The 22,975-nt window shown below is 66.0% G+C and carries 25 protein-coding genes and 1 pseudogene; 10 read left to right on the top strand and 16 right to left on the bottom strand.

The genetic code is table 11. From position 1 onward, the window contains the following. Positions 1-9 precede the first annotated feature (9 nt). A complete protein-coding gene (locus tag NV2_RS29140) occupies positions 10-591 on the top strand; it encodes a TetR/AcrR family transcriptional regulator (protein ID WP_218019037.1) in 582 nt (193 codons plus the stop codon). Positions 592-594: 3 nt separating this feature from the next. Here NV2_RS29140 and NV2_RS29135 read toward each other — a convergent pair whose 3' ends face one another. From NV2_RS29135 to NV2_RS29120, 4 genes are all read right to left on the bottom strand, one after another. Continuing rightward, a complete protein-coding gene (locus tag NV2_RS29135) occupies positions 595-1,839 on the bottom strand; it encodes a cytochrome P450 family protein (RefSeq protein WP_067881711.1) in 1,245 nt (414 codons plus the stop codon). Between the two features lie 66 nt (positions 1,840-1,905). After that, positions 1,906-2,721, bottom strand: coding sequence for a mycofactocin-coupled SDR family oxidoreductase (locus tag NV2_RS29130; protein WP_067881650.1), 816 nt, complete (start codon positions 2,719-2,721; stop codon positions 1,906-1,908). A 28-nt stretch (positions 2,722-2,749) separates the two neighbouring features. Next, complete coding sequence (locus tag NV2_RS29125) at positions 2,750-3,808, bottom strand: alcohol dehydrogenase catalytic domain-containing protein (protein WP_210749852.1); 1,059 nt, start codon at positions 3,806-3,808, stop codon at positions 2,750-2,752. 402 nt (positions 3,809-4,210) lie between these two features. After that, positions 4,211-4,801 (bottom strand): TetR/AcrR family transcriptional regulator, encoded by a 591-nt coding sequence (locus NV2_RS29120; RefSeq protein ID WP_067881643.1) that lies wholly within the window; start codon positions 4,799-4,801, stop codon positions 4,211-4,213. A 127-nt stretch (positions 4,802-4,928) separates the two neighbouring features. Between NV2_RS29120 and NV2_RS29115 the strand changes: the two genes are divergently transcribed. Both NV2_RS29115 and NV2_RS29105 read left to right on the top strand, forming a co-directional pair. Further along, complete coding sequence (locus NV2_RS29115) at positions 4,929-5,453, top strand: hypothetical protein (RefSeq protein WP_067881640.1); 525 nt, start codon at positions 4,929-4,931, stop codon at positions 5,451-5,453. Between the two features lie 823 nt (positions 5,454-6,276). Continuing rightward, entirely contained in the window at positions 6,277-7,029 is a 753-nt protein-coding gene (locus tag NV2_RS29105; protein WP_067881634.1) for a glycoside hydrolase family 19 protein, read from the top strand. A 111-nt stretch (positions 7,030-7,140) separates the two neighbouring features. Here NV2_RS29105 and NV2_RS29100 read toward each other — a convergent pair whose 3' ends face one another. From NV2_RS29100 to NV2_RS29090, 3 genes are all read right to left on the bottom strand, one after another. Further along, a complete protein-coding gene (locus tag NV2_RS29100; protein ID WP_067881631.1) occupies positions 7,141-7,794 on the bottom strand; it encodes a Uma2 family endonuclease in 654 nt (217 codons plus the stop codon). A 19-nt stretch (positions 7,795-7,813) separates the two neighbouring features. Then, the gene (locus tag NV2_RS29095) at positions 7,814-8,281 is read right to left on the bottom strand and encodes a hypothetical protein (RefSeq protein ID WP_245662824.1); all 468 of its coding nucleotides are present in this window, start codon (positions 8,279-8,281) and stop codon (positions 7,814-7,816) included. A gap of 336 nt (positions 8,282-8,617) precedes the next feature. Continuing rightward, positions 8,618-8,815 carry a hypothetical protein gene (locus NV2_RS29090; protein ID WP_067881628.1) on the bottom strand — a complete coding sequence of 66 codons (198 nt, stop codon included), beginning with the start codon at positions 8,813-8,815 and terminating at the stop codon, positions 8,618-8,620. Positions 8,816-9,450: 635 nt separating this feature from the next. On the opposite strand from NV2_RS29090, the gene NV2_RS29080 reads away from it, so the two are divergent. From NV2_RS29080 to NV2_RS29070, 3 genes are all read left to right on the top strand, one after another. After that, positions 9,451-10,551 (top strand): linear amide C-N hydrolase, encoded by a 1,101-nt coding sequence (locus tag NV2_RS29080; protein ID WP_067881623.1) that lies wholly within the window; start codon positions 9,451-9,453, stop codon positions 10,549-10,551. Positions 10,552-10,592: 41 nt separating this feature from the next. Then, the gene (locus NV2_RS29075; protein WP_067881620.1) at positions 10,593-10,922 is read left to right on the top strand and encodes a hypothetical protein; all 330 of its coding nucleotides are present in this window, start codon (positions 10,593-10,595) and stop codon (positions 10,920-10,922) included. A gap of 116 nt (positions 10,923-11,038) precedes the next feature. Next, complete coding sequence (locus NV2_RS29070; protein WP_067881618.1) at positions 11,039-11,464, top strand: hypothetical protein; 426 nt, start codon at positions 11,039-11,041, stop codon at positions 11,462-11,464. Positions 11,465-11,492: 28 nt separating this feature from the next. Here NV2_RS29070 and NV2_RS29065 read toward each other — a convergent pair whose 3' ends face one another. From NV2_RS29065 to NV2_RS29035, 7 genes are all read right to left on the bottom strand, one after another. Next, positions 11,493-12,395, bottom strand: a complete 903-nt coding sequence (locus NV2_RS29065) for an alpha/beta fold hydrolase (protein WP_084475683.1) — start codon at positions 12,393-12,395, stop codon at positions 11,493-11,495. Between the two features lie 36 nt (positions 12,396-12,431). After that, positions 12,432-13,265 (bottom strand): SAM-dependent methyltransferase, encoded by an 834-nt coding sequence (locus NV2_RS29060; protein WP_067881612.1) that lies wholly within the window; start codon positions 13,263-13,265, stop codon positions 12,432-12,434. A gap of 150 nt (positions 13,266-13,415) precedes the next feature. Beyond that, positions 13,416-14,558, bottom strand: coding sequence for a thiolase family protein (locus NV2_RS29055; RefSeq protein ID WP_067881609.1), 1,143 nt, complete (start codon positions 14,556-14,558; stop codon positions 13,416-13,418). Between the two features lie 18 nt (positions 14,559-14,576). Further along, positions 14,577-14,993: a Zn-ribbon domain-containing OB-fold protein gene (locus tag NV2_RS29050; RefSeq protein WP_067881606.1), complete on the bottom strand. Its 417-nt coding sequence runs from the start codon at positions 14,991-14,993 to the stop codon at positions 14,577-14,579. Positions 14,994-15,149: 156 nt separating this feature from the next. Then, a complete protein-coding gene (locus NV2_RS29045) occupies positions 15,150-16,166 on the bottom strand; it encodes a linear amide C-N hydrolase (RefSeq protein WP_067881603.1) in 1,017 nt (338 codons plus the stop codon). 141 nt (positions 16,167-16,307) lie between these two features. Then, positions 16,308-17,192 carry an alpha/beta fold hydrolase gene (locus NV2_RS29040; protein ID WP_067881709.1) on the bottom strand — a complete coding sequence of 295 codons (885 nt, stop codon included), beginning with the start codon at positions 17,190-17,192 and terminating at the stop codon, positions 16,308-16,310. 229 nt (positions 17,193-17,421) lie between these two features. After that, positions 17,422-18,285 (bottom strand): SDR family oxidoreductase, encoded by an 864-nt coding sequence (locus NV2_RS29035; RefSeq protein WP_067881600.1) that lies wholly within the window; start codon positions 18,283-18,285, stop codon positions 17,422-17,424. Positions 18,286-18,453: 168 nt separating this feature from the next. On the opposite strand from NV2_RS29035, the pseudogene NV2_RS32890 reads away from it, so the two are divergent. The 4 genes and pseudogenes from NV2_RS32890 to NV2_RS29020 all read left to right on the top strand — a co-directional run. After that, positions 18,454-18,654, top strand: a pseudogene (locus tag NV2_RS32890) (helix-turn-helix domain-containing protein); the annotation flags it as partial. Between the two features lie 169 nt (positions 18,655-18,823). After that, entirely contained in the window at positions 18,824-19,324 is a 501-nt protein-coding gene (locus NV2_RS32885; protein ID WP_307613587.1) for an MmyB family transcriptional regulator, read from the top strand. Positions 19,325-19,358: 34 nt separating this feature from the next. Beyond that, positions 19,359-20,168: an AraC family transcriptional regulator gene (locus NV2_RS29025; protein ID WP_210749851.1), complete on the top strand. Its 810-nt coding sequence runs from the start codon at positions 19,359-19,361 to the stop codon at positions 20,166-20,168. A 93-nt stretch (positions 20,169-20,261) separates the two neighbouring features. After that, on the top strand, positions 20,262-20,888 hold the full coding sequence (locus tag NV2_RS29020) for a LysE family translocator (protein ID WP_067881596.1): 627 nt from the start codon (positions 20,262-20,264) through the stop codon (positions 20,886-20,888). Between the two features lie 20 nt (positions 20,889-20,908). Here NV2_RS29020 and NV2_RS29015 read toward each other — a convergent pair whose 3' ends face one another. Then, complete coding sequence (locus NV2_RS29015; RefSeq protein ID WP_067881593.1) at positions 20,909-21,799, bottom strand: Vgb family protein; 891 nt, start codon at positions 21,797-21,799, stop codon at positions 20,909-20,911. A gap of 245 nt (positions 21,800-22,044) precedes the next feature. Next, a complete protein-coding gene (locus NV2_RS29010) occupies positions 22,045-22,833 on the bottom strand; it encodes an IclR family transcriptional regulator (RefSeq protein WP_245662823.1) in 789 nt (262 codons plus the stop codon). Between the last annotated feature and the right edge of the window lie 142 nt (positions 22,834-22,975).

Here is a 22,975-nt window from a genome sequence, read left to right as displayed (position 1 = left end):
GCGAGTGGGGTGACGCGCAGAGAGCAACACGCGAGAACGCACGAGGCCCTTCTCGACGCCACGATCCGATGTCTGGTGGACTACGGCTACGCGGGCACCACGACCCAGCGGATCCAGGACGAAGCGGGGGTATCGCGGGGTGCGCTGTTGCACCATTTCGGCTCGAAGTCGGAGTTGCTCGTCGCCGCGATTCACCACATCGCCGACATGCGCCTGCGCAACTTCGGGGAACTGGTCGCAGACCTCGGTGACGGACCCGACGCCCTGACCGAGATGGTGCACGCGATCCGATCGGCGATGACCGGACCACCTTTTCAAGCCGCCATCGAACTGTGGGCCGTGTCCCGCACCGACCCGCAGTTGCGTGCAGCGTTGCTGCCGGCGGAACGGCGGCTGGGAGCGGCACTGCGTGTGCTCTTCCACCGGCACGCAGGAATCCGTGATCCGGACGCGGCGCGCACCGCTTTCGAGTCGCTGCTGGCGTTGGTTCGCGGGCTCGAACTGACCCGTATCATGCGATCCGATCAAACCCTCGCCGACCGGGTCGTCGAGGATTGGCTGAACAACGTCGCCCGGCTTCGGGCCGGGTGACGGCTATACCGGCGCAAGCGGAGGCGATGCCGGGAAGGTGACCGGCAGGGAGGTCAACGCCCGGTGGAACGCGCCCGTCCGCCAGGTCAGCTCCGCGGCCGGCACCGCCAGGCGTATCTCGGGCAGGGCGTCGAGCAACTGGTCGATGGCGTCCTCAGCGATCAGGTAGGCCAACGAACTGGCCGGACACACGTGCGGGCCACCGCCGAATGCCAGGTGCGCGCGATTGCCCGCGTGCTGGTTCGTGCCGACCACCGGGTCGGTGTTGCAGGCGGCCATGCTGATGACGACGGGTTGGTGGGCCGGTAACCAGGTGTCGCCGATGAGGATCGGCTGTTTCGGGAAGGTGAAACAGAAGTTGGCAACCGGTGGATCGTTGAACAGCACCTCGTCGAGAGCATCGCGGGTCGACATGCTTCCGCTCATCACACTGTCCCCGAACTGCTCGTCGGTGAGGATGAGGCGTAGTGCGTTGACGATCAGATTCTGCAGCGGTTCGATACCCGCTCCATAGAGCGTGGCCACCTGATTGACGATTTCGGACTCGCTCAGGTCGCTCGGGTGGCGCATGATTCGTGTCGTGACGTCGTCGCCGGGCTCGGTTCGCTTGAGCTCGACCAGTTCCAGAAGTGACTCCATGAGCACCGCAGCGCCGCGCTCCGCGTCAACGCCCTCGAACATTGCGGCCATCCCGCCGGCCGCACGTTGCGCGATCTCGGTCGGACAACCCAGCACAGCGTTCAATACCGCGAAGGTGAGTGGAAACGCGTACTGCCCGATCAGATCGGCGGATTCGTCGCCGCAGAACGAGTTGACCAGCGGGACAGCAACTTTAGCCACCGTGTCGTGCACGCTGTACGGATCGACTTTCGCGAGGCCCGCGACGATGGCCTGCCGGTAACGGGTGTGGGCGTCGCCGTCGTTCCGTCGTGCGTTCGGCCGCCACCCCATGAGGGGAAGCACCGGGCAATCCGAAGGAATGTTCTGCTGCCAGGAGCGCGGATCGGCGGGGAAATGGTTCGGGTCGTTGAAGATCCGCACCGCGGTGTAGTAATCGATCACCAGCGTGGCAGGCACGCCCGGTGCTACCTCCACCGGAACCAAGGGCCCGTACCGTTCACGCATGGCGCGGTAGGTGCTGTGCGGATCTACCGCGAACTCCGGTGCGTACAACGGAATTCGCGGGCCATCGGTGCCGATCGGTGAACCGTGCGGAGCTCGGCCCGACCGTTGGTCGTCAATTGTCATCGGATGCATGTTAGGCGGAAGGTGGGTGTCCTTGCCGTAGAGCTGTGCAGACGCGTGGGCAGACCGCTACCGATTGAGGTTGCCAAGATCCACCGGAATCTGTGCGCCGGTGATGTATCGGGCCTCGTCCGAGCACACCCACGCGACGGCCGCCGCGATGTCCTCCGGCTGTGCACTCGGTTGCGGCAGAGTGTTCATGTAGATCGGAGCGAGCGTCGTCGCGTATTTGTCGAGCAGCTCGAGCATCGAACTCATGTCCATGCCGGTGTCCACTCCGGCGGGATGCACGGTGTTGACGCGGATCTCGTACTCGCCGAGCTCGTTCGCCATCGCCTTGGCGAGTCCGGTCACACCGTGTTTACTGGCGACGTAGTGGCTTGTCAGCGGAGTGCCCTTGAGGCCCGACATCGAGCTGGTGAACACCATCGCACCGCCCGTGCCCTGCTCGATCAGATAGGGAATCGCCGCCTTCGCGGTGTTGAAGGTGCCGGTCAGATTGACGTCGATGGTTTCCTGCCACTGCTCGGCGGTGACCTCCCACGACAGTGCCGCCGAACAGATCCCGGCGTTGGCGACGACCACGTCGAGCCGGCCCAGCTGATCGATGCCGTCGCCGAGGGCCGTCGACAGTCCCTCGACATCGCGCACATCGGCCTTGTGCGCCACGATCTTCCGGCCCTGGGTCTCGACGAGCCGGACGGTCTCGGCGAGATCGTCTTCGGTCGCCCCGGCGTAGGGCGTGGTCGTGAATTCTGCGCAGGCGTCGATCGCGATGATGTTCGCGCCTTCTGCCGCGAGCCGGACCGCCTCGGCTCGACCCTGTCCCCGTGCCGCGCCGGTGATGAACGCGACCTTGCCCTCGAATCGACGGCTGGTTGTCATATCTCTGTCTCCCTGTGTGCCGCTTCTGCTAGCTGTTGTCGAAGACCACGACCGCGCGGCCGCGGAGGGTGCCGGCGTCGAGTTGGTGATAGGCGTCCGCGACGTCCTCGAAGGGGAACGTCTGCACCTCGTTTCGGATCGCACCGGATTCGGCCAGTCCGATCACGTCCTGGAGGTCGGCGATGTTCGAGCCCTGGAAGGTGAAAATCTCGCCGTCCTTGGGAAGCCCCCCGTACCAGGGCTGATCGAGTGTGCCTTCGGCGGCACCGATCAGTCCGTAGGCGCCGCCGGGTCGGGTGGCGGCGGTGCCCGCGGCGATGGTCGCGTCCGCGCCGACGAAATCGAGGACGGCGTCGGCGCCGCGGCCATCGCTCATCTCCCGCAGTGTCTCCGCGACGGCCTCGCCCTGCGCACCGAGACCGTCGTGCGCGCCCAGCTCGGCGGCGAATGCCAGCCGCGCCTGGTTGGTGTCGACCGCGACGACCCGCGCGGCGGTGAGAATGCGCAGGTACTGCACCGCGAAGGAACCGAGCCCGCCCGCACCGATCACCACCGCGACTCCGCCCGGTGTGACACGCGGCAGCACTCGCCGGACCGCGTGGTACGCGGTGGCGCCGGCGTCGGTGAGCGGGCCCGCGGTGCGGGGGTCGAGCGTATTCAGCTTGATCAGGCCACGGGTACTGGTCACCCGCACGTAGTCCGCGAGGCCGCCGTCCTGCCCGTAGCCGCGGCCGGAAGCGCCATTGGGACACGAACTGTCCTGGCCCCGTGTGCAATACCAGCAGTGGCCGCAGGACGCGGGTGAGACCAGAGCCACCGGGTCCCCCTCGGCGAAGTCGGTGACGTCGGGGCCGAGCGCGGCGACGCGCCCGGCGGTCTCGTGTCCGAGGGTGAAGGGCATCTGCCAGCCACGAGGTTCCCCGACCTCCCGTGGCATCTGCGTCATGCCGATATCGGAATGACACAGCCCGCACCCGGCCACCTGCACGACGACTTCGCCGGATCCTGGATCAGGAACGGGAACCTCGACGATTTCGGGGGCCTGGCCCCACCGAGTGATTCGATAGGCCCGCATTGTTCGTGACATGAGTGCTCCCTTCCGGATCGTCGATCAGGTCGGCGGGGTCGAGACCTTCGACAGTGACTAGCCAACCGATGTCTCGGCCGGCGAGGTCGAAGCGACTGCCGGTCGGCTCCGAAAGTGCCGAGTGGCGTGCGCGAACGAAACTGTGCGGCGATCTTCTCCATCCGGCATGTGACTGGCCTCACTGTAGCCATCGGCTACATTTGCGTCAATAGATAGTCTGTGGGTGCGGTTCGAATGTCTCCCGGGACCGCGGCACGACGCCGACCGGTCTCGGTGAGCGGGAATCGGTAGCGTCAACCGGCCGGGCGGACTTCGCCGACGCCGCAGCTGTCCTGGTCGATGTGACCAACCGCCCTCCGCAGATCCGGGGCCGTCGTAGTGCACCGAGGCGATGTCGGCTCGCTAACTCCGCCGCATCGTGAACAGTGCTGCGGCTGCCTGTTCCGCGAGTTCGGGCGCGTAGTCGGGGATCTGCCGGCCGACGCTCAGGTATCGCTTGATCATGGCGTAGGGTAGGTCGACCACCGCGAGCAGGGCCCGGTCGGCCATCTCGGGGTCGGTGTCGTCGCCGCCCTCGGCGAGGGTGTCGAGTGCGGCGCGTAGTGCGGCGTTGGCTCGCGCGGTATCGGCGCGCGCCTGTTCGCTCCAGTTCTGCTCATCGAGTTCCCTTGCTCCCGTGAGCAGCACGTGCGCTGCACGCGGATTGCGCTGGGCCCATTCGAGGCTCGCACGGGCGCTGCGGCGGATCGCTTCCTGTGGTTCTTCGAGACTCAGCGTGGCGAGCAGCTCGTCATGGAATCCCCGCAGGGCGCGCGACCACAGTGCGGCCAGTAGTGCCGGGCGATCCGGGAAGCGGTGATATACCGATCCGCTCGGCGCGCCGGCGGCTTTGGCTACTCCCGACATCGTGACAGCGGCCGGGCCGCCCGCGGCGAGGAGTTCGGCGGCGACATCCAGCAGCCGATCGGCATCGTGCCTCGGTGGCCTTCCCATGTAGTAGAGAATATGCTCTAATTTGTTGTAGAGATTTCTCTCTAATACCGCTGGTCGGCCTTACCGCCCCAGTGCGGCGCGCCGGCGGGCTGCAGCGCCGAGCAGTCCCGACAGAAGGATCCGGATCATGGCCGTTGTCAACATCCACCTACGTCACCTACCTGTACCGGTGGAAGCAGTCGGCGCGCTGGTGGACAGCCTCGCCGGCGAGGGCGATGAACTCTGGCCGGTCCAGAACTGGCCCGCGATGCGGTTCGACCGCGCTCTCGGCGCAGGCGCGGCGGGTGGACACGGTCCGATCCGGTACACGGTGGAGCAGTATGTCCCCGGCCACTGGGTGCGCTTCCGCTTCACGGGGCCGCGTGGCTTCCACGGCTTCCACGAATTCACCGTCCGCCCCACCCCCGGCGGCACCGATCTGGTTCACCTGCTCACCATGAACGTTCGCGGACAGGCGCGACTGGCGTGGCCCTTGGCCTACCGGTGGATGCACGACGCCCTCCTGGAGGATTGTCTGGATCGTGCAGAACGCGGTCTCACCGGCTCCGTCGCGGACCCCGCCCGGTGGACGCGCCGTGTCCGCTTGCTGCGCCGCCTCGCCGAACGCGCCACTAGCAGAACGTCTTCTGTGGCGACGGCGTCGGTCCCCTGACCGGTGCGGAAGCCCGAATACGTTATCCCGCAGTGGGTTCGGAGCGGTGAGTGTGGCGGGATGTCGTAGACGCGGTCGTAATCCGGCCCCGTTCGTTCACGTCCGCCTCGTCACGGCAGGTGGCACCGTCCGGCGGCCCGGTCGGCAGTGTGCGCGTGCGCGACAGGCCGTTGTCGACGTGCACCAGCCGGGCATCCGGTGCGACTTGATGCGGATTCGGTTCGGGGTCCAGGTACAGGTGTCGACGTACCACCCGGCGCTACAACCGGGCCGCTCGGTGCGATGAAGCCGGTCTCGGGCGGCGGCAGACGGGCGTGGAGCCGGCCCGAAATGTGACAGCTTTCGTGACGCAGACGTGACCTGCGATACAGATTCGCACATCGTGGCCAGGGTCATAGTTTAACGAATATTAGCTGGTCAAAGGCATGACGATGGCATGTCTGGGAGGTGTCGACCAGTCGTCCCGGCCGCCTCATCGTTGCCGCCGTGATGCCTGAGCGTTATCGTATTGAAATATATTCGGCTGTCTGGTTCGAATATGTACAGCGAATCGCAATTCGTGTCTCCCAATTGAAACCGTCGCCACATTGGGCCGCGCCTTCGGCGTGAGCACCCGGCCGGCGGACTGATCGCGGCAGGACGCACGCCCGACTCGAGTCGAGGCGCGGTACATCGCAGCGCCCGCAGGATCGCAGCAGTTCGGTCGTACCGGGTCGGTCCTCCCCCACAACACATCGTGCAGAGGCGAGTTCCTTCCGAGCCGCCTCGCTGTCCGACGCATGCCCGAATACGGCCGAACAGCCGAGAACAGGAAACACAGCGCATGTCCTCCACATCCGCACGCCGCAAGACAGTGGCATCCGTGGTCCGCACTGCCGGCGCCGCGACCCTGGCCGCCGCCGCGGTCACGACCATCGTCACCACCGCCAGCGGCAACGAGCCGTCCACGCCACCGGCGGTCGGGCTGGCAGCACTGTCGACGCCCGCCCCCGCAACGGAGGCGCCCGCTGCAGTTCAGGCGGCCGCCCCGGCTCCCCAGGCCGTCGCGTCTCCCGCCGCACTGCCCGGTGCCGATCAGGCGAACGTCACCGCATGGCTTCCGGATATCAACGCCGCGATGGCCGAGGCGGGTATCGACACACCGCAGCGTGCGGCCGCATTCCTTGCCCAGGTCGGGCAGGAAACCGCCGGTTTCGACACCTTGACCGAGTACAGCGACGGCAGCGACTACAACGGCCGCGCAGATCTCGGCAACACTCAGCCCGGCGACGGCCAAAAGTACAAGGGACGGGGCGGCCTGCAGCTGACCGGACGTCACAACTACGAGCTCGCGAGCCAGGCGCTGGGTGTCGACTTCGTCAACCACCCGGAGCTGGTAGCCGACCCGCAGTACGCGTTCGCCACGGCCGCCTGGTACTGGACCAGCCACAATCTGAACGACGTCGCCGACAAGACCAACCCCAAGGATCCGGCGAGCATCGACCCCGTCTCGAAGATCATCAACGGCGGTTCGCATGGCCGCGACGTCCGGCGCGACCACTTCGCCCGGGCGTGTGAAATCCTGAAATGCCCGTGACCCAAGTGGTTTCGCGACCGGCGACCGTGATCGCCGGCTCAGCTCGTGAACCGGCCTTGCGGCCCTGGGGTGCGTTCCACATCCACGCCGGGCGATGACGGTCGGCGCTGCTCAGAAGTCCAGTTCGGACCAGGGAACATCGATCGGGAAAGGGAAGCCGATCGCGATTGCAGCCTCGTCGCCGGCACTCCATTCCCCCGTCACAATGTAGTTGGCGGAGCGCAGCGGACGCACACCTTCCGGGAGACGACCGTGCCCGGTCTCCAGGCCGTACGCGCGCACGGTGGCAACGGCGCTGATCTCCCGCGCCAGTGTGACCTCCCAGTACCACGGGATTCCGGCGGTCGCATAGCGCGCCTTCTTGGCCTCCACATCGGATTGGGTGTTCGACGGCGACAACACCTCGCCGACCAGCACGGTGTCGGCGGCTCGGACATCCTGATAGGGCGAGGGCAGGCAGCGGTAGACGAGGAAGTCCGGGGTGAGGAAGTTCGATTTGCCGTTCGCGGAGAGGAACACGTTGGTTTCCGACTCCACCCGCCAACAGGTTTCGGGACGCTCGGACATGCTTGTGCGGGCGCAGCGCTCGAATGCGTTCGTGACCCGCCGGGTGAATGCCTGATGTTCGGCAGGCCCACGCCGGACCCACACCACCCGGCCGTCCCAGAGTTCGATCTGGCGCGCAATCTCCTCTGGTAACCGTTCCAGTTCCTCCCACGTCATGTACTCGGGAAGGTCCGGGCGTTCCGACCGCGGCATCGACATGCCCGCAATCGTAGTTCGACTACAGCGGCGCTACTTCCCGAACTGCGCCAGCAGTGCAGGGAGCTTCGAGGCCGCCATCTGTGCCCGGAACTGCCAACTGTCGTCTCGTGGCAGTACACCGCCGCGCTGGGTGGCGTCCAGGAAGTCGTAGAGGGTCTGCCCCTTCTTCCAGCAGACCCTCGGCGTTGAAGTGGTACCGGTCCACGGCGGGGCACTGGACGAAACGGCCGTTGCCGTAGATGACCGGTGTCGACTCGTCGTACGGATACGACCGCAGCGGGCCCGTCCAGTGACCGCTACCCATATAACGGATAACGGTGCGCCCGGGCCCCTCTGGTGTCACGTCCGGATACACCTGGTTCGGCAGCGGGTCGTAGCGCCAATCCGGGATGGCATCGAAGAACGCGAAGTTGTACTTCACGAACTCGTCGATCCCGACGATGGTGCGACCGAGGGTCGTGACGTCGGTGTAGCGGATGTTGTGCACATCGCCGCCTGGGTTTTCACGAGCGCGCCGCCCTCGGTGCCGCCATAGAACTGGCCCACATCGAGCCGGGACAGCCCCTCGACGCTGCGGTCCTGGCAAAAGTGCTTGGGCCGCAGACTCATTCGTATCGGCGGTTTGGGTGGCTGGACGCATCGCCTTGATGTGCTCGTACAGCGGCCCGGCGGACGGACCGAAATCGCCCCGCGCCTCCGCACGCAGGTAGGTGTACAGCAGGTCGGCGGGCCATCGTAACGGCTCTGCTTCAGTGCTTGATCGCAGAGGTAGAGGCTCTGCTCGCATCTCGCTCGAGCAGAGCCTCTACCTCTACCGGAAGGCTCAGGGCAAAGTGATCTTGACGGCCCGGAGGTCGTGTGAATCCTGTTCAACTTTCTCGTATTCCACTTCGACCACGTCGTCGATGGCAACGTCCCCGAAATTCTTGTGCTCACCCAGCGAGTCCAGGCCGAACCAGACATGTGAACCGTCTTCGGTCTCGATTATTCCGGTGGCGCGCTTGTCGTTCCAGCGCCACACTCTCCCCCTGGCGCGCTGTACCTCTCGCTGATTCTCTACGCCCTCGACTATACGTGCGGATTCGGTGGCTCTGCGGTCCGAGTGCGTGCCGCAGGTCGGCGAAGCGGGAGAGCACGTCGCCCCAGAAATCCGTCGGCTCGGTCACGATCCGCGCACCGCGTGCGGCGGCCCGTTTCAGTGTGGCGGCCGGATCGTCGACGTAGACGCGGACGAAGGTGGGCGTACACGGCCAGTCCAGTTTGCGGTCGGCGATCGTGAGTGTCGAAATCGCCTATTTGCAGTTCGGAACGCAGAACAAGTCCGTCGGTATCGGCGGTCCGAGCCTCGGGAACCTCGATCGCGCCGAACACCTCGACCAGAAAGCCGATCAGACGGGCCGTGTCGTTGGTCCAGATGAAGGGATCGACCGTCGCGGATCCGACGGGCGCCGGAGGAACTGCAGGCATGGTGGACATCCTGTTTCCTTCCTCGCGCCACCTCGCTGCCACGGGAGGCGACAGGCGAGGCCGCACCAGACATTTGTAGATCCGCGCCCACCGGGACGAACTGATCTACGATGACGCCACGATTTCTCCCTGCGATAACCGGCCCGTTCCCGGGCGATGGACCCACGTCGAGGAGAGTGAATTCCGTTCATGTGTACTCGTGTGATCTGGCCGGATGCCGGCGGAGCGGTCGTCGTCGGCCGCAATATGGACTTCCATCAGGAACTGCACACCAACATCTGGAAGCTGCCACGCGGCATCGACCGTGATGATCGCGTCGACGGCCAACTCCGGTGGACGGCGAAATACGGCAGTGTCGTCTGCGGCGTCTACGACATCCTGTCCGCGGACGGAATCAACGAGAAGGGCCTCGCCGGACATGTGCTGTGGCTGGCCGAATCCGACTACGGCGAGCCCGATCCGTCACGCCCGCAGCTCGCGATGTCGGTGTGGTTGCAGTACTACCTGGACAACTTCCCCACCGTCGCCGCCGCCGTGGAATGGACACGGCAACACAATCCGCAGGTCGTCCCGATGAGCGACCCGACCGGCGGCAGCCACCCGGCCATCCACCTCGCGCTCGACGACGCCACCGGCGACTCGGTGATCTTCGAATACATCGACGGCGAACTGAACATCTTCCACAGCCGCGACTACCTCGTGATGACGAATTCCCCGACCTACGACAAGCAACTCGAACTGGTCGAGAAATTCGAGGGTTTGGGAGGCGACGATCCGCTGCCGGGCACATGCGATGCCCGCGATCGGTTCGCCCGCGCCTTGTACTACGTGAAGAACCAAGCGCAGCCCAAGACGCAGGTGCAAGCCATCGCGGCGATGCTCAGCATCATCCGAAACGCCGCCCAGCCGTTCCGTGTCCCCGACCCGGGCAAGCCCGACGCCTCCCAGACCCTGTGGCAGACGGTCGGCGACCTGACCCACCGCCGCTACGTGTTCGAATCGACCACCGCGCCCAACATTGTGTGGGTGGACCTGAACGACCTCGACTTCAGCCCGGGCTCAGGCGTCGCCGAACTCGACTTACACAGCAGGCTCTCCCTCGAGGGCGGACTGGTCGGTAACGTGAACGACGCTTTCGAGAAACGCCCTGCGTTCCATATCATTTCGATCGAGCAAGCCGAACTTCTCGGGAAGGCTGTGGCAGCGGCGAAGAAGGCCGCTGGTGAGACGAAACCGGTCCAGCATCTCGTTACCGAGATACGCGATTCGCTACTGGCGAAGGCGGGGTAGCGGGGCCGGCAGCTATCGGCGGCCCGCCGAAGGAGATTACGATGCTCATTTCGATCACCGAGGCCGTACCGCGTGCCGCGCAAGCGCTCGCCGACGGGAAGCCCGTGGTGCCGCCGCTGCCGTACGCGATATTCGGCATAGGGCCGGGGATCGTCAACGGCGCAAAGGGCAGGCCCGCCGATCAGCCCGCCGGAATCGTCATCGCCGATATCGCCGCGGTCACGCCGTTTCTCGGAGCCCAGCTACAGCCCGCGGCGAATCACTCCAGCCGGATTTCGTGGGAGCCACCACACAGCGTATCCACCACCACGCGCCGCGCATCAGTTGGACGACCGATGGGCGCCGAGCAGCTCGCTCGAGGTGGTCGATGACCGGAGTCGCGCGCCGCAGCGGTTCGGGGTGCACGCGCCGACGGGGTTCGATCCGCTGCTCACGGGGCGTAAGGTCGACACCGATCGGGTCGGGTCCTTCGAGTGAGGAGTGCGCGATGTCGAATATCGTTCGACGGCTCGGAATCGGTGTGGCAGGACTCGTCGTGGCGGGTCTGTCGGCCACCGGCATGGCGGGTGCGGATCCGGTGGCGGTGCCGTTCCAGGTGAATCCGGCGTCCTTCGGCAACCCGAACGGCAGTTTCGACGTGCCGCCCATCCACTGCGGGGTCGTCCTCGATCGACCGGGCTCCGCCGTGATCACCGGAGCAGAAGCGGGCGGGTGGGGCTGCCTGTTGTCCTCGGAGGTGCGGTGGTGGAATGTGACCACCGGCGCGACGGGGTGGGCCCAATTGTCCGACGGCCTCAATGGGATCCCGCCGGCGGCGACACTGAACACCGGGCCGGGGCAGGTCGCGGTGATCCTGCTCCCGATGTACGCCGGTACGGTCACCCCGGGCCTCGCCACGTTCCGGGTCGGGTGATCGAGCGAGTTCACCTCGCAACAGGTGATCAATCCGCCGCGGCCAGGTAGTCCAGGATCTCCCTGTTCACCGACTCGGGATCTTCCAGGTGCAGGAAGTGCCCCGCGCCGTCGATGCGAACCACGCGGCTGCGCGCGGGCAACCGGCGATCCAGATCCCGGAACAGGCTCGGGCGCAGGCACCCATCAGTGGAGCCGTGTAGTTGCAGCATCGGGTGGATCGGCGGGGCCATCAGGAGACGGTCGAATTCGCGATGCCGCGCCCAACGTGACCGTGGGCGCACCAGATGCCGGTAGTAGTCGACGATCGCGGAGCGGTGCTCCGGCGGTGCGGATTCGGCGAGGTGGGCGAGATCGGCGGTGGCGTCGTAACCCGGAGACCAGCGACGCCACAGCAGCGCGGTCATCGGCGTGAAAATCCGTTCGGGAAGCGCTGGTATCTGATTGACGAGGATGTACCAGCTGTTCACCGACTGCGCGAGCACCTGTATTGCTTGCCACGCGAACGTCTCTCGGGTGAGTGTGACGGCGGCCAGCGGTGGAACCGCGAGCGCGACGAACGCTCGAAACGGTGATTCGCGCAGGGCGGCAAGGGTGTTGGCGGTGAAGGCGCCCCAGTCGTGACCGATCACGACGGCGTCGTCGGTTCCGACCCGCTCGGCGATATCGAGCGCATCGGCGACGCGGGAGCCGACCGATACATCACCGTCGGCGGGCACCGAGGACGGCGCGTATCCGCGGGTGAACGGCGCGACGACGTAATATCCGCGGGCGGCCAGAGCGGGCCCGAGATACCGCCAGGTCCAAGCGGTATCCGGGTATCCGTGCAGGCACAATCCGAGCCTGTCTCTCGGGTTTCCCCACGTCAGCGCGTGCACAGTGAGCTGATCGAGATCGAACTCGACCCGTTGCGGAGTGGTCCCTGCTGCCATCGAATACACCTGCCTAGTGCGCGAACCGCCGTTAGCTCAGCTCTTACGCCCGATCACCGCATACCCGGCGGCGGGCGGGCGTTGTGCGGATCTGCCGAGTGGGATCACGGCATCGGTCTGCTCCGGCTCGTTGTCGTCGCTGGTCCAGTCTTCGATGGCGACGATCCCCGGCTCGATGACGGTCATACCGTCGAAGAAGCGAGCCACCCCGGCGCGGTTGCGCGCCTCCATCTCGATTCCGCTCGCGCGGTAGGCGCTCACAGTTCCCTCGACGGTGTCGGGATCGAAATCTGTTGTCAGATGTGTCATCACCAGATACGACCCGGAAGCCAACGGAGCCATCAGCGTGTCGACGATCTCGTAGATCCGCTCACCCGGCACGAAATGACACAGCGCGATCAGACTCACAGCGATCGGCTGGTCGAAATCGAGCGCCTCGCGCAAGGGAGGCGCTGCAAGAATGGCGTCCGGCTCGGTCACATCGCCGTGCACATAACAGGTCCGCCCCTCTGGCGTGCCCTTCAGCAATGCGCGTGCATGCGCGAGGACGATCGGGTCGTTGTCCACGTAAACCACCCTCGCGTCGGCATGCGACGTCTGGGCGACCTGATGCAGATTCGGCTCGGTCGGGATTCCGGTACCGATGTCGAGAAACTGCCGGATCCCCTGGCGGCCGAGATATGCGATGGCGCGCGCCATGAATGCCCGGTTGTCCCGGGCGACCATCCGCACGTTGGGGATGGCCCGCTCGATCTGCGCGGCCGCGGCCCGGTCCGCCTCGTAGTTGTCCTGACCGCCGAGGAAGTAGTCGTAGATGCGAGCGCTGTGTGGTTCATCCTGTTTCAGATCAGATATCGCATCGTGTGCCACGCTGCACTCCTTGCCGGTTCGGTTCGCCTCGAGATCGGTATCGAGTTAACCACCTTCCCGTCGCTGCCGCTGGTGGAGAAGTCGCAGTGAACAACCTCGACCCGTCCCGGGGCACGCACGCGGCTGCGCCCGCCGGGACAGGCCGTGGTTCTACAGGCTCAATACCGAGGCCGCGGCAGTGCCCGGCGCACCGTAGACCTGGGCGTAGCCGACCCGAGGGTTTCCGGGCACCTGACGATCACCGGCCTCGCCACGCAACTGCTGCACCAGTTCGTACACCTGGCGAATCCCGGAGGCCCCGATCGGTTCTCCGTTGGCGATCAGACCACCGTCGGTATTCACCGGCAGCCGGCCACCGATCTCGGTCGCGCCCTCGGCGAGCAGCTTCTCCTGCTCACCGTCGGCGCAGAATCCATTCTCGGCCAGGTGAATTACCTCAGCACCGGCGTCGGTGTCCTGCAACTGGACGACATCGACATCCTCCGGTCCGATCCCCGCTGCCTCGAAAGCGGCGCGCGAGGCATACACCGTCGGTGACACGTCCTCGTCGATCGCGGCCCAGGTGCTGTGTACCTCGTAGGCGCCGTAGCGCCGGGTCCGAATCGCGGTCGAGCGCAGATAGACCGGTTTGGAGGTGTAGCTCTCGGCGAGATCACCGCGGCACATCACCACCGCGGCCGCTCCTTCGTCGGGTGCGCAGAACATGTATTGCGTGAGTGGATAGTTCAGCATCGCCGAGTTCAGGATGTCGTCTTCGGAGATCGGCTTGCGGCGGAACGCATTCGGGTTCAATGCGCCGTTGCGGAAGTTCTTGGCGGCAACCTTGGCCAAGGTGCGTTGCGAGATGCCGTGGTCGAGCAGGTAGCGATTCGCCTTGATGCCGAAGAATTTCGTGGTGACGAACTGACCGTTCTCCGCATACCAGCCGGGAAGGCCGAGCTTCGCCGGATCGTCGGTGAACGCACCGCGCGGATGTTTGTCCAGGCCGACCGCGATCCCGATGTCGTAGCGTCCCGAGCGGATCGCCTCCGCGGTTTGTTCGATCGAACTCGCTGCGGTCGCACAAGCATTGAACACGTTGGTGAACGGGATGCCGGTCAAGCCGACCAGCCGCGTGACCGCATCGGGGTTGCTCACCTCGTAGCTGCCGCCGAATCCGAACTGAATGTCCTTCCATTCGACGTTCGCGTCGGTGAGCGCGGAACGGATCGCCTCCGCACCCATCTGGATTGCCGTCTTCTGGAAACGACCGAACGGGTGCAGGCCCACGCCGATGATGGCGACGTCGTTCATCGAATCTCCTACCTTGTTTCAGACCGGCTCGAAGGCAACGGTCACGACTTCGTCGCCGGACTCGTCGACGTAGAACGGAACTAACCGCAGTGCCATGGTTCGGCCGACCGTCAGCTCGGCGGGATCGGCCGTGGTGAGCCTGACTTCCACGCGGACGTCGTCGCCCAGCTGCACCAATCCGATGCCGAACGGTTCGAACGCCTCGGCAGTCTCCTTGCCTGCGTATGGCAGTTTCGGAACGAAACCCTGTGTCGTCCAGGCGATCAGCGTGCCGTGGCGCTGCAGCAACTGCTCGGACATGCGCAGACTGCTGCAGCGCGGGCAGCAGTCCTGCCGTGGCCAGGTGACCGCTTCGCATGCAGCGCACCGGCTGCCGATCAGCTGTGGATCATCCGCTGGCCATGTGGAGACTTCGGGCGCGAGCGCCTTCGCCATGTGCCGACCTCCGTCGTTCGTTCGCTTCGAGGCGAACGTGTGACATACGGCCGCCCAACTCTTGCGAGAATAACATTCTCGCAAGAGTTATACGACACTTCCGCAGTGTGGGACGGCGGCACACATGCCCTTGGGGCCGCCGGGAACGGATGCGGCTCAGTGGCCCGTATCCCCCGCCCGGCGCAGCAGCTCGAAGGACAGGAAAGTCATCGGGCCGGTGTCCTCGAACTTGTCGCTCACATTGCCGGCGATGCCCCCTTCGAGCGACAGGCCGCTCTGCAGGTCGAGCTTCAGCTGCGGACCGCCCGCGGTGAAATCGAGATCGGCCAGATCCACCCACACGATGTTGGGGTGAGTGGTTGACTCGTAGACATAACGCTTGCCGGTCAGGTCCAGCACCACCTGCCAGATCGTCTGCGAGGCATCGGGTTTGCCTGGATCAGGAATGCGGAACGGCTGCGCGGCATTGCGGATCACGCTGAACATGCCGGCAATCGCCTCTACTCGGCTGTTCGGCTGCGGAAGCCGAGCGGAGTAGTAGGCCGCGCGGGCGAAGCGATGTTCGGCCTGGGTGTCACCAGGCAGCGGCTGATCGCCACCCAATCCCTCCCAGCGGGCGAGCAGTTCCAACTGCTGGTCGTACGGGGGTGAATTGGTCATCACGTGGTAGTCGCTGCTGTGGTGGACCTTCGGTCGGCCCTCGATGTACTCGATGATCGCGGAATCTCCGTTCGCATCGTCGAGCCCCAGATGAATAGTCGGCGGCGTGCCCCCGGTCGGATCGGGCATCTGCACGACCTGCACGTCGGTCGCCTGGATCCAGTCGACCGCCTCGGCGACCGTGGCGAAATTGTCCAGGAAGTACTGCAGCCACACTGCCTGGCTCAGAGCAGGCCGCGAACTCTCGTAGGCCCCGTACGTCGATTCGGCCAGCCACAGCACGTGGCCGCCCAGCCCGGCCTCGTTCATCCCGTCGACTGAGATCATGTCGAACGCGGTCGCGATCACGCTGCCGTACTTCGACGTCCAGGCCAGCTTGCCCTCGACACCGTCGTCCCGCGTGACGCCGCGGGGCTGTTTCCAGAGGTTGGTGGCGAGGTCCTTGTGGAAGTCCATATTGCGGCCCACCAGGACGGCGCCGGCGGCGTCGGGCCAGATCACGCGAGTGCACATGGTTGCGGGCTCACTTCCGCTGGTGTCCGGACGCGATCCGGAGGTGCGGAGCTTCCGTCATCGCAGTCCTACGATCCGGTCAATTGCTACATATTAGCTGCTGGTTCGGATCGGCCGGGGTGCTCCGCGTCCGATGTGCGGTTACGAGCCCCACTGGGCCAGCGCGGTGCGCAGCGTCGCGACCAGTGCAAGCGGTTGGTCCATCATCGGATGATGTCCGGCATCGGCCAATTCGACAATGGTCGCGGGCCGTTCGAACAATCGCGCGATGTCCCGGGCCCGGTTTCGGTCGACCAATCCGTGCTCGCACCGGATGTAGAGCACCCGGGTGTCTGCGGTCCGGAGCGGATCCAGTGGTGGGATGTTCCCGTCGACGAGACGTTTGCGCAGCATGTCGGGATCGAACTTCCACACCCACCCCTCATCGGTCCGGCGCACCGATTCCCCGGCCACATGCCGCGCCACATACGGGAGCAGAACCTTCTGTCCCGGCACGGTGCGAAACCGGCTGCAGATCTCGTCCCGGGTCGGGTAGATCTTGGGGGGACGGCCCAGTTGCCCGGCGATGGATTCCTCCGACGGCTCCTGGAACGGTGAATCGATGATGATCAGGCCCGCCACCTCGTGCGGGTGCCGGGCACCCACCACACCGGTGATACGACCGCCCATACTGTGCCCGATGATGTAAGGCCGTCCCGCGATACCCCCGGCCGCCGCGGCCGCCATCACCTCGTCGGCCCACTGCTCGACCGGATACCGGGACCGCAGGCCACTGTCACCGTGCCCGGACAGATCCAGTGCCACCACGCGGTGCGTCGTCGCGAGGAACGGAGCGATGTGGTCCCACCAGCCCGAATGCGCCGACCCGCCATGCGCCAGAACCACGCCGGGTGTCCCCGCCCGACCCCAGCAACGCAGATGAATCGCCGCACCGTCGATCTCGACCTCACGATGTTCGGGCACCTGCGCGAGCGCCTCGGTGAACCATCCGGGAACCGTCACCGATGCCTCCGCCGTCACCGCCATCGTCATCTCCTTCGCCGCAGGCTCGTCCTCGGACCATATAACCGGCAGAGTGAGGCTGGATCGGCAGCGCGGGTCCAACCGGCCTCCGGCGAACTGCTCAGCGGGGCCCGTGGCCGTCCGGTGGCGCAGCATTCCTGGGTCCGGGCACGACCTCGAGGCGCTCGCCGCCGACTCCGGACCGACCCGGCGAAGGACACTTTTGCCCCGCGCCGCGATCCGTCGGAACCGTTCAGGCGCTGGGGAAATCGGTCAACGGTGCCCGGTGTCGTGCGGCGTCGAGCGTGGCGGTGAGGGCGTTCACCTTCGCTGTCGCGTAGGCGTGCGAGTCCGAACCGAGCACCTGGCGCAACTCGCCGCCCCCGGCCACCACGTCGGCGATCATCTGTTCGGCACCTTTGACCGGGTCGCCGAGCTGACTGCCCGCCATCCGCAGATGATCCGCGACCATCTCACGCACGGCCGGATACGCATCGGTGGTTTCGGTGGGCAGCCGCAGCGATTCGCCGCTGAGGAAGTCGGTGCGGAAGTACCCGGGCTCCACGATGGTGACCGTGATCCCGTGCTCGGCCACCTCGGCGGCCAGCGATTCCGACAGCCCTTCCAGGGCATACTTGCCCGCGCAGTAGAGCGCCCAGCCGGGCATCGAGACCAAACCCAGTACCGAGGAAACATTCACGATGTGGCCGCCGCCCTGCGCCCGCAGCACCGGCAGGGTCGAGCGCAGCACGTTCCACACACCGCCGACTTGCACCTCGAACAGGTCTCGCACTGCCTCCGCGCTGGTCTCCTCCACTGCGGCGAGGAAACCATAACCGGCGTTGTTGACCACGACATCAACTGTTGAAAAGCGTTCGGTCGCTTGCGTCACCGCCTTGTCGACCTGGCTCGGATCGCGCAGATCCACTTCGAGGGCGAGCAGGCCGCCGGTGTCGGCGCCACGGGCTTGCAGGGCGTCGGTCAGTTGTCGGGCCGAGCGGGTGGTAGCGGCCACGTGGTCGCCGCGCTCGAGCAGTTGGGTGACCAGCTCGAGGCCGAGCCCGCGGGAGGTGCCGGTGACGAACCAGGTGGCCGGGCGGTTGCTGGGGTAGTTCATGCGAAGTCCTCTCCGGAGTACGGCCGAACTGTCCGACCGCGGTGCACACCACACTGGCCGGGAATCCGCCGCCTCGTGCGGCCGTAGCGTGCCCTGCGCAGCCGCGGACGGGCCAACCTAGGACGCAGCGGTCCAGGCGAAATTTGCCGTACACGGCAGACTGAAGTCATGCCCGAGAGGAACCAGGAGCTCGCCGATTTTCTGCGCCGCGCACGCAGCCAATGCGACCCCGCGCGCGCCGGGCTACCCGCGGACGCACGGATCCGGCGCGTGCCGGGCCTGCGCCGTGAAGAGGTCGCGCTACTGGCCGGTGTCTCGACCGACTATTACGCCCGCCTCGAACAGGGCCGCCGGATCGTCCCGTCCGCGTCCGTGCTCGAGGCGCTCGCGCGGGCGCTGGAACTCGATGCCGCCGGCCGCGCACATCTCGAGCATCTGATCGGAGCGGCCGGCCTCGCGAGGTTCACGCTCACGCCCGGTACAGCGGGTCCGCTCGGGGCTGCGCCAACTCCTCGACGCGCTCGACGGAGAACCGGCGATGATCCTGGGCCGCCGCACCGACATCCTGGCCACCAACCGGATGGCGCGGGCGCTGTTCGCCGATTTCGATGCCCGCCCGCCGGCCGAGCGCAACTACGCCCGCTGGCTGCTCCTGGACCCCGAAGCCCGAGCCCTGTTCGCCGATTGGGAACTCCAAGCCCGCGCCGCAGTGGAGAGCCTGCGCCTGGAATTCGGCGCCGACCCCCACGATCGGGCGACCCGGAACCTCGTGGCCGAACTACGCACCAGCAGCACCGAATTCCCCGGCTGGTGGGACGAGCACCGCGTCTACCAGCGCACCCACGGCTCGAAACGGCTACGCCACCCGGTCGTCGGAGATCTCACTGTCGACTACGAAACCCTCACGCTGCCAGGCGACCCGCACAGCACTGTCTACGTCTACACCACCGAACCCGGTTCCTCCTCTCACCAGGCGCTGACCCTGCTCGCTAGCTGGACACTGACCCCGCCACCGAACTCGAACACGCATGCGCCATAGGGACGAAACCGTCGACTCTTCCAGGCTGACGGCGGTGCCGAAGGCTGAGTTCTGGCGGGAGGATTCGCTCCCCTTTCTGGAGAGCAGACGAGCTTGCCGCACCGTGTCCTGCTATAAGCCGCACGCCCACGATGCGGTGTCCATCGGTGCCGTCGACGAGGGGCACAGCATCTTCACCGGCGCATCCGACGGTCCTGTGCTGTTGACGGCGAAGAGCCTCGTGGTGATACCCGCCTACCGGGTTCACGCCTGCAATCCGGTCGAAGGCCGGTGGAGCTATCAGATGCTGCATGTGGACAGGAGATGGCTGGCCGAATCCCTGCCCGAACTCGCCGCCGCGGCCGACCGGCCCGCGCGTCCCGCCCGGGTCATCACCGAGACCGGCCGCTATGCGGCGTTCTGCCGGCTCAACGAGGTGCTGTTCTCCGCCACCGCCCCGCGGGAGAAGGAAGAACTGCTCGTCACCGTTCTCGGCGACATTCTGACCGCACCCGCTCACCTGATCGCGGGAAGCGCAACCGGCGGCTCCGGCCGCACCATCGCGCCGATTCTCGAACGCCTGCGTGCATCGACTATGCAGGTCTCGCTCGGCGACCTGGCCGTGGATACGGGCCTGAGCCGGTTCCAGTTGGTTCGGCGCTTCCGCGCTGCCACCGGCCTGCCTCCCATCGCCTGGCAGATCAACGAACGCGTCATCGCCGCGCGCTCCCGCCTTCGTGCGGGCGACGACCTGGCGGAGGTCGCGAACGACCTCGGGTTCGCCGACCAGAGTCACTTCCACCGCGTCTTCAAATCGCATACCGGCGTGACCCCCGGTGAATACCGCGCAGGCATCACTCGCTGAAAGGAATGCGGTGGCACCGCAATATCGTTCAAGACACTCTGCGGCGGCTTCGGCACAGTGACTCGGTCCGTAGTCGCCGAGCACAGAGGAACAATGAACCAATTCGCCGCCGTGGCAGGGGCTCACTTCCTTGCCCTGTTGTCCCCCGGCCCCGACTTCTTCCTCATCGCACACTCGTCGATGGCCACCGGATGGCGCCGCGCGGCCGCGGCGTGCGCGGGCATCGCTGCCGCGAACGCCGTCTTCATTGCCGCGGCGTTCGCCGGCCTGTCGATTCTGCGGCCCGGCACCCTCGCATTCACCGCCGTCCAGATCGCAGGGGCGGGGTTCCTCGTCTACCTCGGCACCCGCTTCCTGCGTTCGGCCGGTTCCACAGCGATCGAATCGGCACCGCCCGGCGTCCCTGTTCGCACCGCCGCACGCTGGTGGAAACTTGCCGTAACCGGGTTCGCGTCCGCCGCACTCAACCCCAAGAACGCCCTGTTCTACGCCAGTCTCGCCGCCGTTCTCGTCGCCGGAACGAGCGCGGGACATCTTGCCGGGTACGGGATCTGGATGGTGACGGTCGTGCTGCTGTGGGACCTTCTCATTGCCGTCCTCATCGGCAACCAGGTCGTTCTGACCCGATTCGCGCGAGCGCTTCCGCTACTCGAACGCGCGTCCGGAGTCGCACTCATCGCCCTGGGGGCCGGGATTCTCCTGGTGGCGGTGATGCGGTGACGGTGTAACGGATGCTGGGGTCAGGGCGCGATGCGGGCGGCTGCTCCGATTTCCAGTGCCGCCCAGACCGCGCCGTCGGGCCCCACAGTGATGCCGTGCGGTTCGGACGGCGTTGTGGGGAGGTCGAATTCGGTGATGACGCCGGCGGCGTCGATCCGGCCGAGTCGGCTCGCCCCCCATTCGGTGAACCAGCAGTCACCGGAGGCGGTCGCGGTGATCGCGTGCGGTTTGGCGGTCGGGTCGGGCAACGGGAACATTCGTATCGTGCCGTCGGGATCGATACTGCCGATCCGGCCGGCGGCGATATCGACGAACCACAGTGCGTCCGCGCCACATGTGATCCCCACCGGTGCGCCCGCGTCGGGCAGCGGGAACTGAGTGATGCTGCCGTCGAGGTCGATGCGGCCGATGGCATTGGCCTGGTTGAGCGTGAACCACAGCGCATTGTCGGGACCACGAGTGATCACCGACGGAAACGACCCCTGCACCGGGAGGTCGAAGTGTGTGAGCTGCCCTGCGGTGGTGATGCGGCCGATCCGGTTGGTGTTCATCTCGGTGAACCACATGGCCTCGTCCGGCCCCGAGCAGAGACCGTACGGACCACTGCCCGAAGACAGTTCGAACGACGTCACCACACCACCGGTGGTGATCCGCCCGAGGTGGTCGTCGCCGTATCGGGTGAACCACAACGCCTCGTCGACACCCGCGGTGATGACGGTCGGTCGGCACCCGGCGGGGCCGGCCGGATACCGGTCGAGCTTTCCGTCGACGGTTAGGCGAGCAATCTCGCCGCTGTCGACCAGGGTCAGCCAGAGCGCGCCATCGGGGCCCGCGGTGATTCCGTAGGGGCCCGCCTCAGCGTCGGCCACCGGAAGCTCCTGGACGATGCCCCTGTCGGCACTGTGCGTCATTGATACCCTTCCCGGCTTTGTTATTCGGTCTCGAGGTGCCTACCAGGCAGGCAATGAAGGTGGCAAGATCACTACCCTGCCGCCGCCGGTAAGAGGTATCAGCCCGCGGCACTTTCCAGCGGTGGATACTTAGGTTGCAGGCGGGGGAAGTGCGAGCCACCGGCGGAGAAACCGTGAAGGCTCCGGGGCCGGTGCCGGTGGTCATCAACACCGCCCAACTGCGTTGATCCAGGCCGAGAGGAAGTTCAGCCGCGCGGTAACGCCTGAACGATCCTGGTGACGCGCGCTCCCGCTTCGCGCACCTTCTCGATCTTGACTGTCAGTGTCTGTCCTTCGAACTCTTCGGCCCGTCCGCCGACGCTGATCGAGGCAACCACCGAACCGTCTCGCCCCAGGATCGGGGCCCCCACCGCTGCCACCCCGGGCAGATAGTCCGAATTACTCACGGAGTAACCCGATTTCACGATCTCGTCGAGCCGTTCGACGAGATCGTCCACATCGGTGGTGGTTCGTTCGGTGATCGCGGGCAGGTCGGCCCTGACCCATTCCTCGCGCAGCGCCCGGGAATGCGCGAGCATGACGATCGGCCCCGCCGCGGCGTGGTAGGGCATCACCGAACCGATGTTGATCCCCGCAACGACAAGGGAATTGCGTCCCTCGAGCAGGTCGATGCAGACCGCCCCCTGCTCGGCGGGCACCATCAGGTAGGCGGTGTTGCCGAACGTCGTTGCCAGCTCGGACATGAACGGCTTTGCCGCGGAACGGATATCGAGCTCCGCGAGCGCGGCGGCACCGATTTCGAAGACCGGCATCGCGATCCGATAGGAGCCGTCCTCGGTGCGTGCTACCCAGCCGGCGTGGATCAGGGTGGCCATCAGTCGGTGCACGGTCGTCTTGTTCATCCCACTGGCCGAGGTGAGGTCGTTCAAGGTCCAGACGGGCCGCTCCGCGCCGAAATGTTCGAGCAAAGTGCATGCCTTGAGGACAGCGCCCACGACATCACGGCCGACCGATGCTTCGTGCTCGATGGGCACAGCCACTGATTCTCACTCGCTTCCGTTGATCGTGTGATCGGTGTTGTCACCTTACGAACAATCCCACCGACGGGGGTTGACTTTGTGACCTGAGCCACCTTACCGTCCTCGTATCGAAATACGAAATCCATTCCGCAATGCG

The sequence above is a fragment of the Nocardia vermiculata NBRC 100427 genome (assembly GCF_001613265.1).
In the GTDB taxonomy this organism is placed as follows: Bacteria; Actinomycetota; Actinomycetes; order Mycobacteriales; family Mycobacteriaceae; genus Nocardia; species Nocardia vermiculata.
This window is presented reverse-complemented; position numbering and strand designations above follow the sequence as displayed.

Bases quoted from the DNA above. Each gene is read 5' to 3' on its own strand.
- NV2_RS29070 (WP_067881618.1), top strand. From the start codon at position 11,039: ATGTCGAATATCGTTCGACGGCTCGGAATCGGTGTGGCAGGACTCGTC.
- NV2_RS29050 (WP_067881606.1), bottom strand. From the start codon at position 14,993: ATGGCGAAGGCGCTCGCGCCCGAAGTCTCCACATGGCCAGCGGATGAT.
- NV2_RS29040 (WP_067881709.1), bottom strand. From the start codon at position 17,192: ATGGCGGTGACGGCGGAGGCATCGGTGACGGTTCCCGGATGGTTCACC.
- NV2_RS29045 (WP_067881603.1), bottom strand. From the start codon at position 16,166: ATGTGCACTCGCGTGATCTGGCCCGACGCCGCCGGCGCCGTCCTGGTG.
- NV2_RS29100 (WP_067881631.1), bottom strand. From the start codon at position 7,794: ATGTCGATGCCGCGGTCGGAACGCCCGGACCTTCCCGAGTACATGACG.
- NV2_RS29065 (WP_084475683.1), bottom strand. From the start codon at position 12,395: ATGGCAGCAGGGACCACTCCGCAACGGGTCGAGTTCGATCTCGATCAG.
- NV2_RS29115 (WP_067881640.1), top strand. From the start codon at position 4,929: ATGGCCGTTGTCAACATCCACCTACGTCACCTACCTGTACCGGTGGAA.
- NV2_RS29135 (WP_067881711.1), bottom strand. From the start codon at position 1,839: ATGACAATTGACGACCAACGGTCGGGCCGAGCTCCGCACGGTTCACCG.
- NV2_RS29020 (WP_067881596.1), top strand. From the start codon at position 20,262: ATGAACCAATTCGCCGCCGTGGCAGGGGCTCACTTCCTTGCCCTGTTG.
- NV2_RS29105 (WP_067881634.1), top strand. From the start codon at position 6,277: ATGTCCTCCACATCCGCACGCCGCAAGACAGTGGCATCCGTGGTCCGC.
- NV2_RS29035 (WP_067881600.1), bottom strand. From the start codon at position 18,285: ATGAACTACCCCAGCAACCGCCCGGCCACCTGGTTCGTCACCGGCACC.
- NV2_RS32885 (WP_307613587.1), top strand. From the start codon at position 18,824: ATGATCCTGGGCCGCCGCACCGACATCCTGGCCACCAACCGGATGGCG.
- NV2_RS29055 (WP_067881609.1), bottom strand. From the start codon at position 14,558: ATGAACGACGTCGCCATCATCGGCGTGGGCCTGCACCCGTTCGGTCGT.
- NV2_RS29080 (WP_067881623.1), top strand. From the start codon at position 9,451: ATGTGTACTCGTGTGATCTGGCCGGATGCCGGCGGAGCGGTCGTCGTC.
- NV2_RS29075 (WP_067881620.1), top strand. From the start codon at position 10,593: ATGCTCATTTCGATCACCGAGGCCGTACCGCGTGCCGCGCAAGCGCTC.
- NV2_RS29130 (WP_067881650.1), bottom strand. From the start codon at position 2,721: ATGACAACCAGCCGTCGATTCGAGGGCAAGGTCGCGTTCATCACCGGC.
- NV2_RS29015 (WP_067881593.1), bottom strand. From the start codon at position 21,799: ATGACGCACAGTGCCGACAGGGGCATCGTCCAGGAGCTTCCGGTGGCC.
- NV2_RS29120 (WP_067881643.1), bottom strand. From the start codon at position 4,801: ATGGGAAGGCCACCGAGGCACGATGCCGATCGGCTGCTGGATGTCGCC.
- NV2_RS29125 (WP_210749852.1), bottom strand. From the start codon at position 3,808: ATGTCACGAACAATGCGGGCCTATCGAATCACTCGGTGGGGCCAGGCC.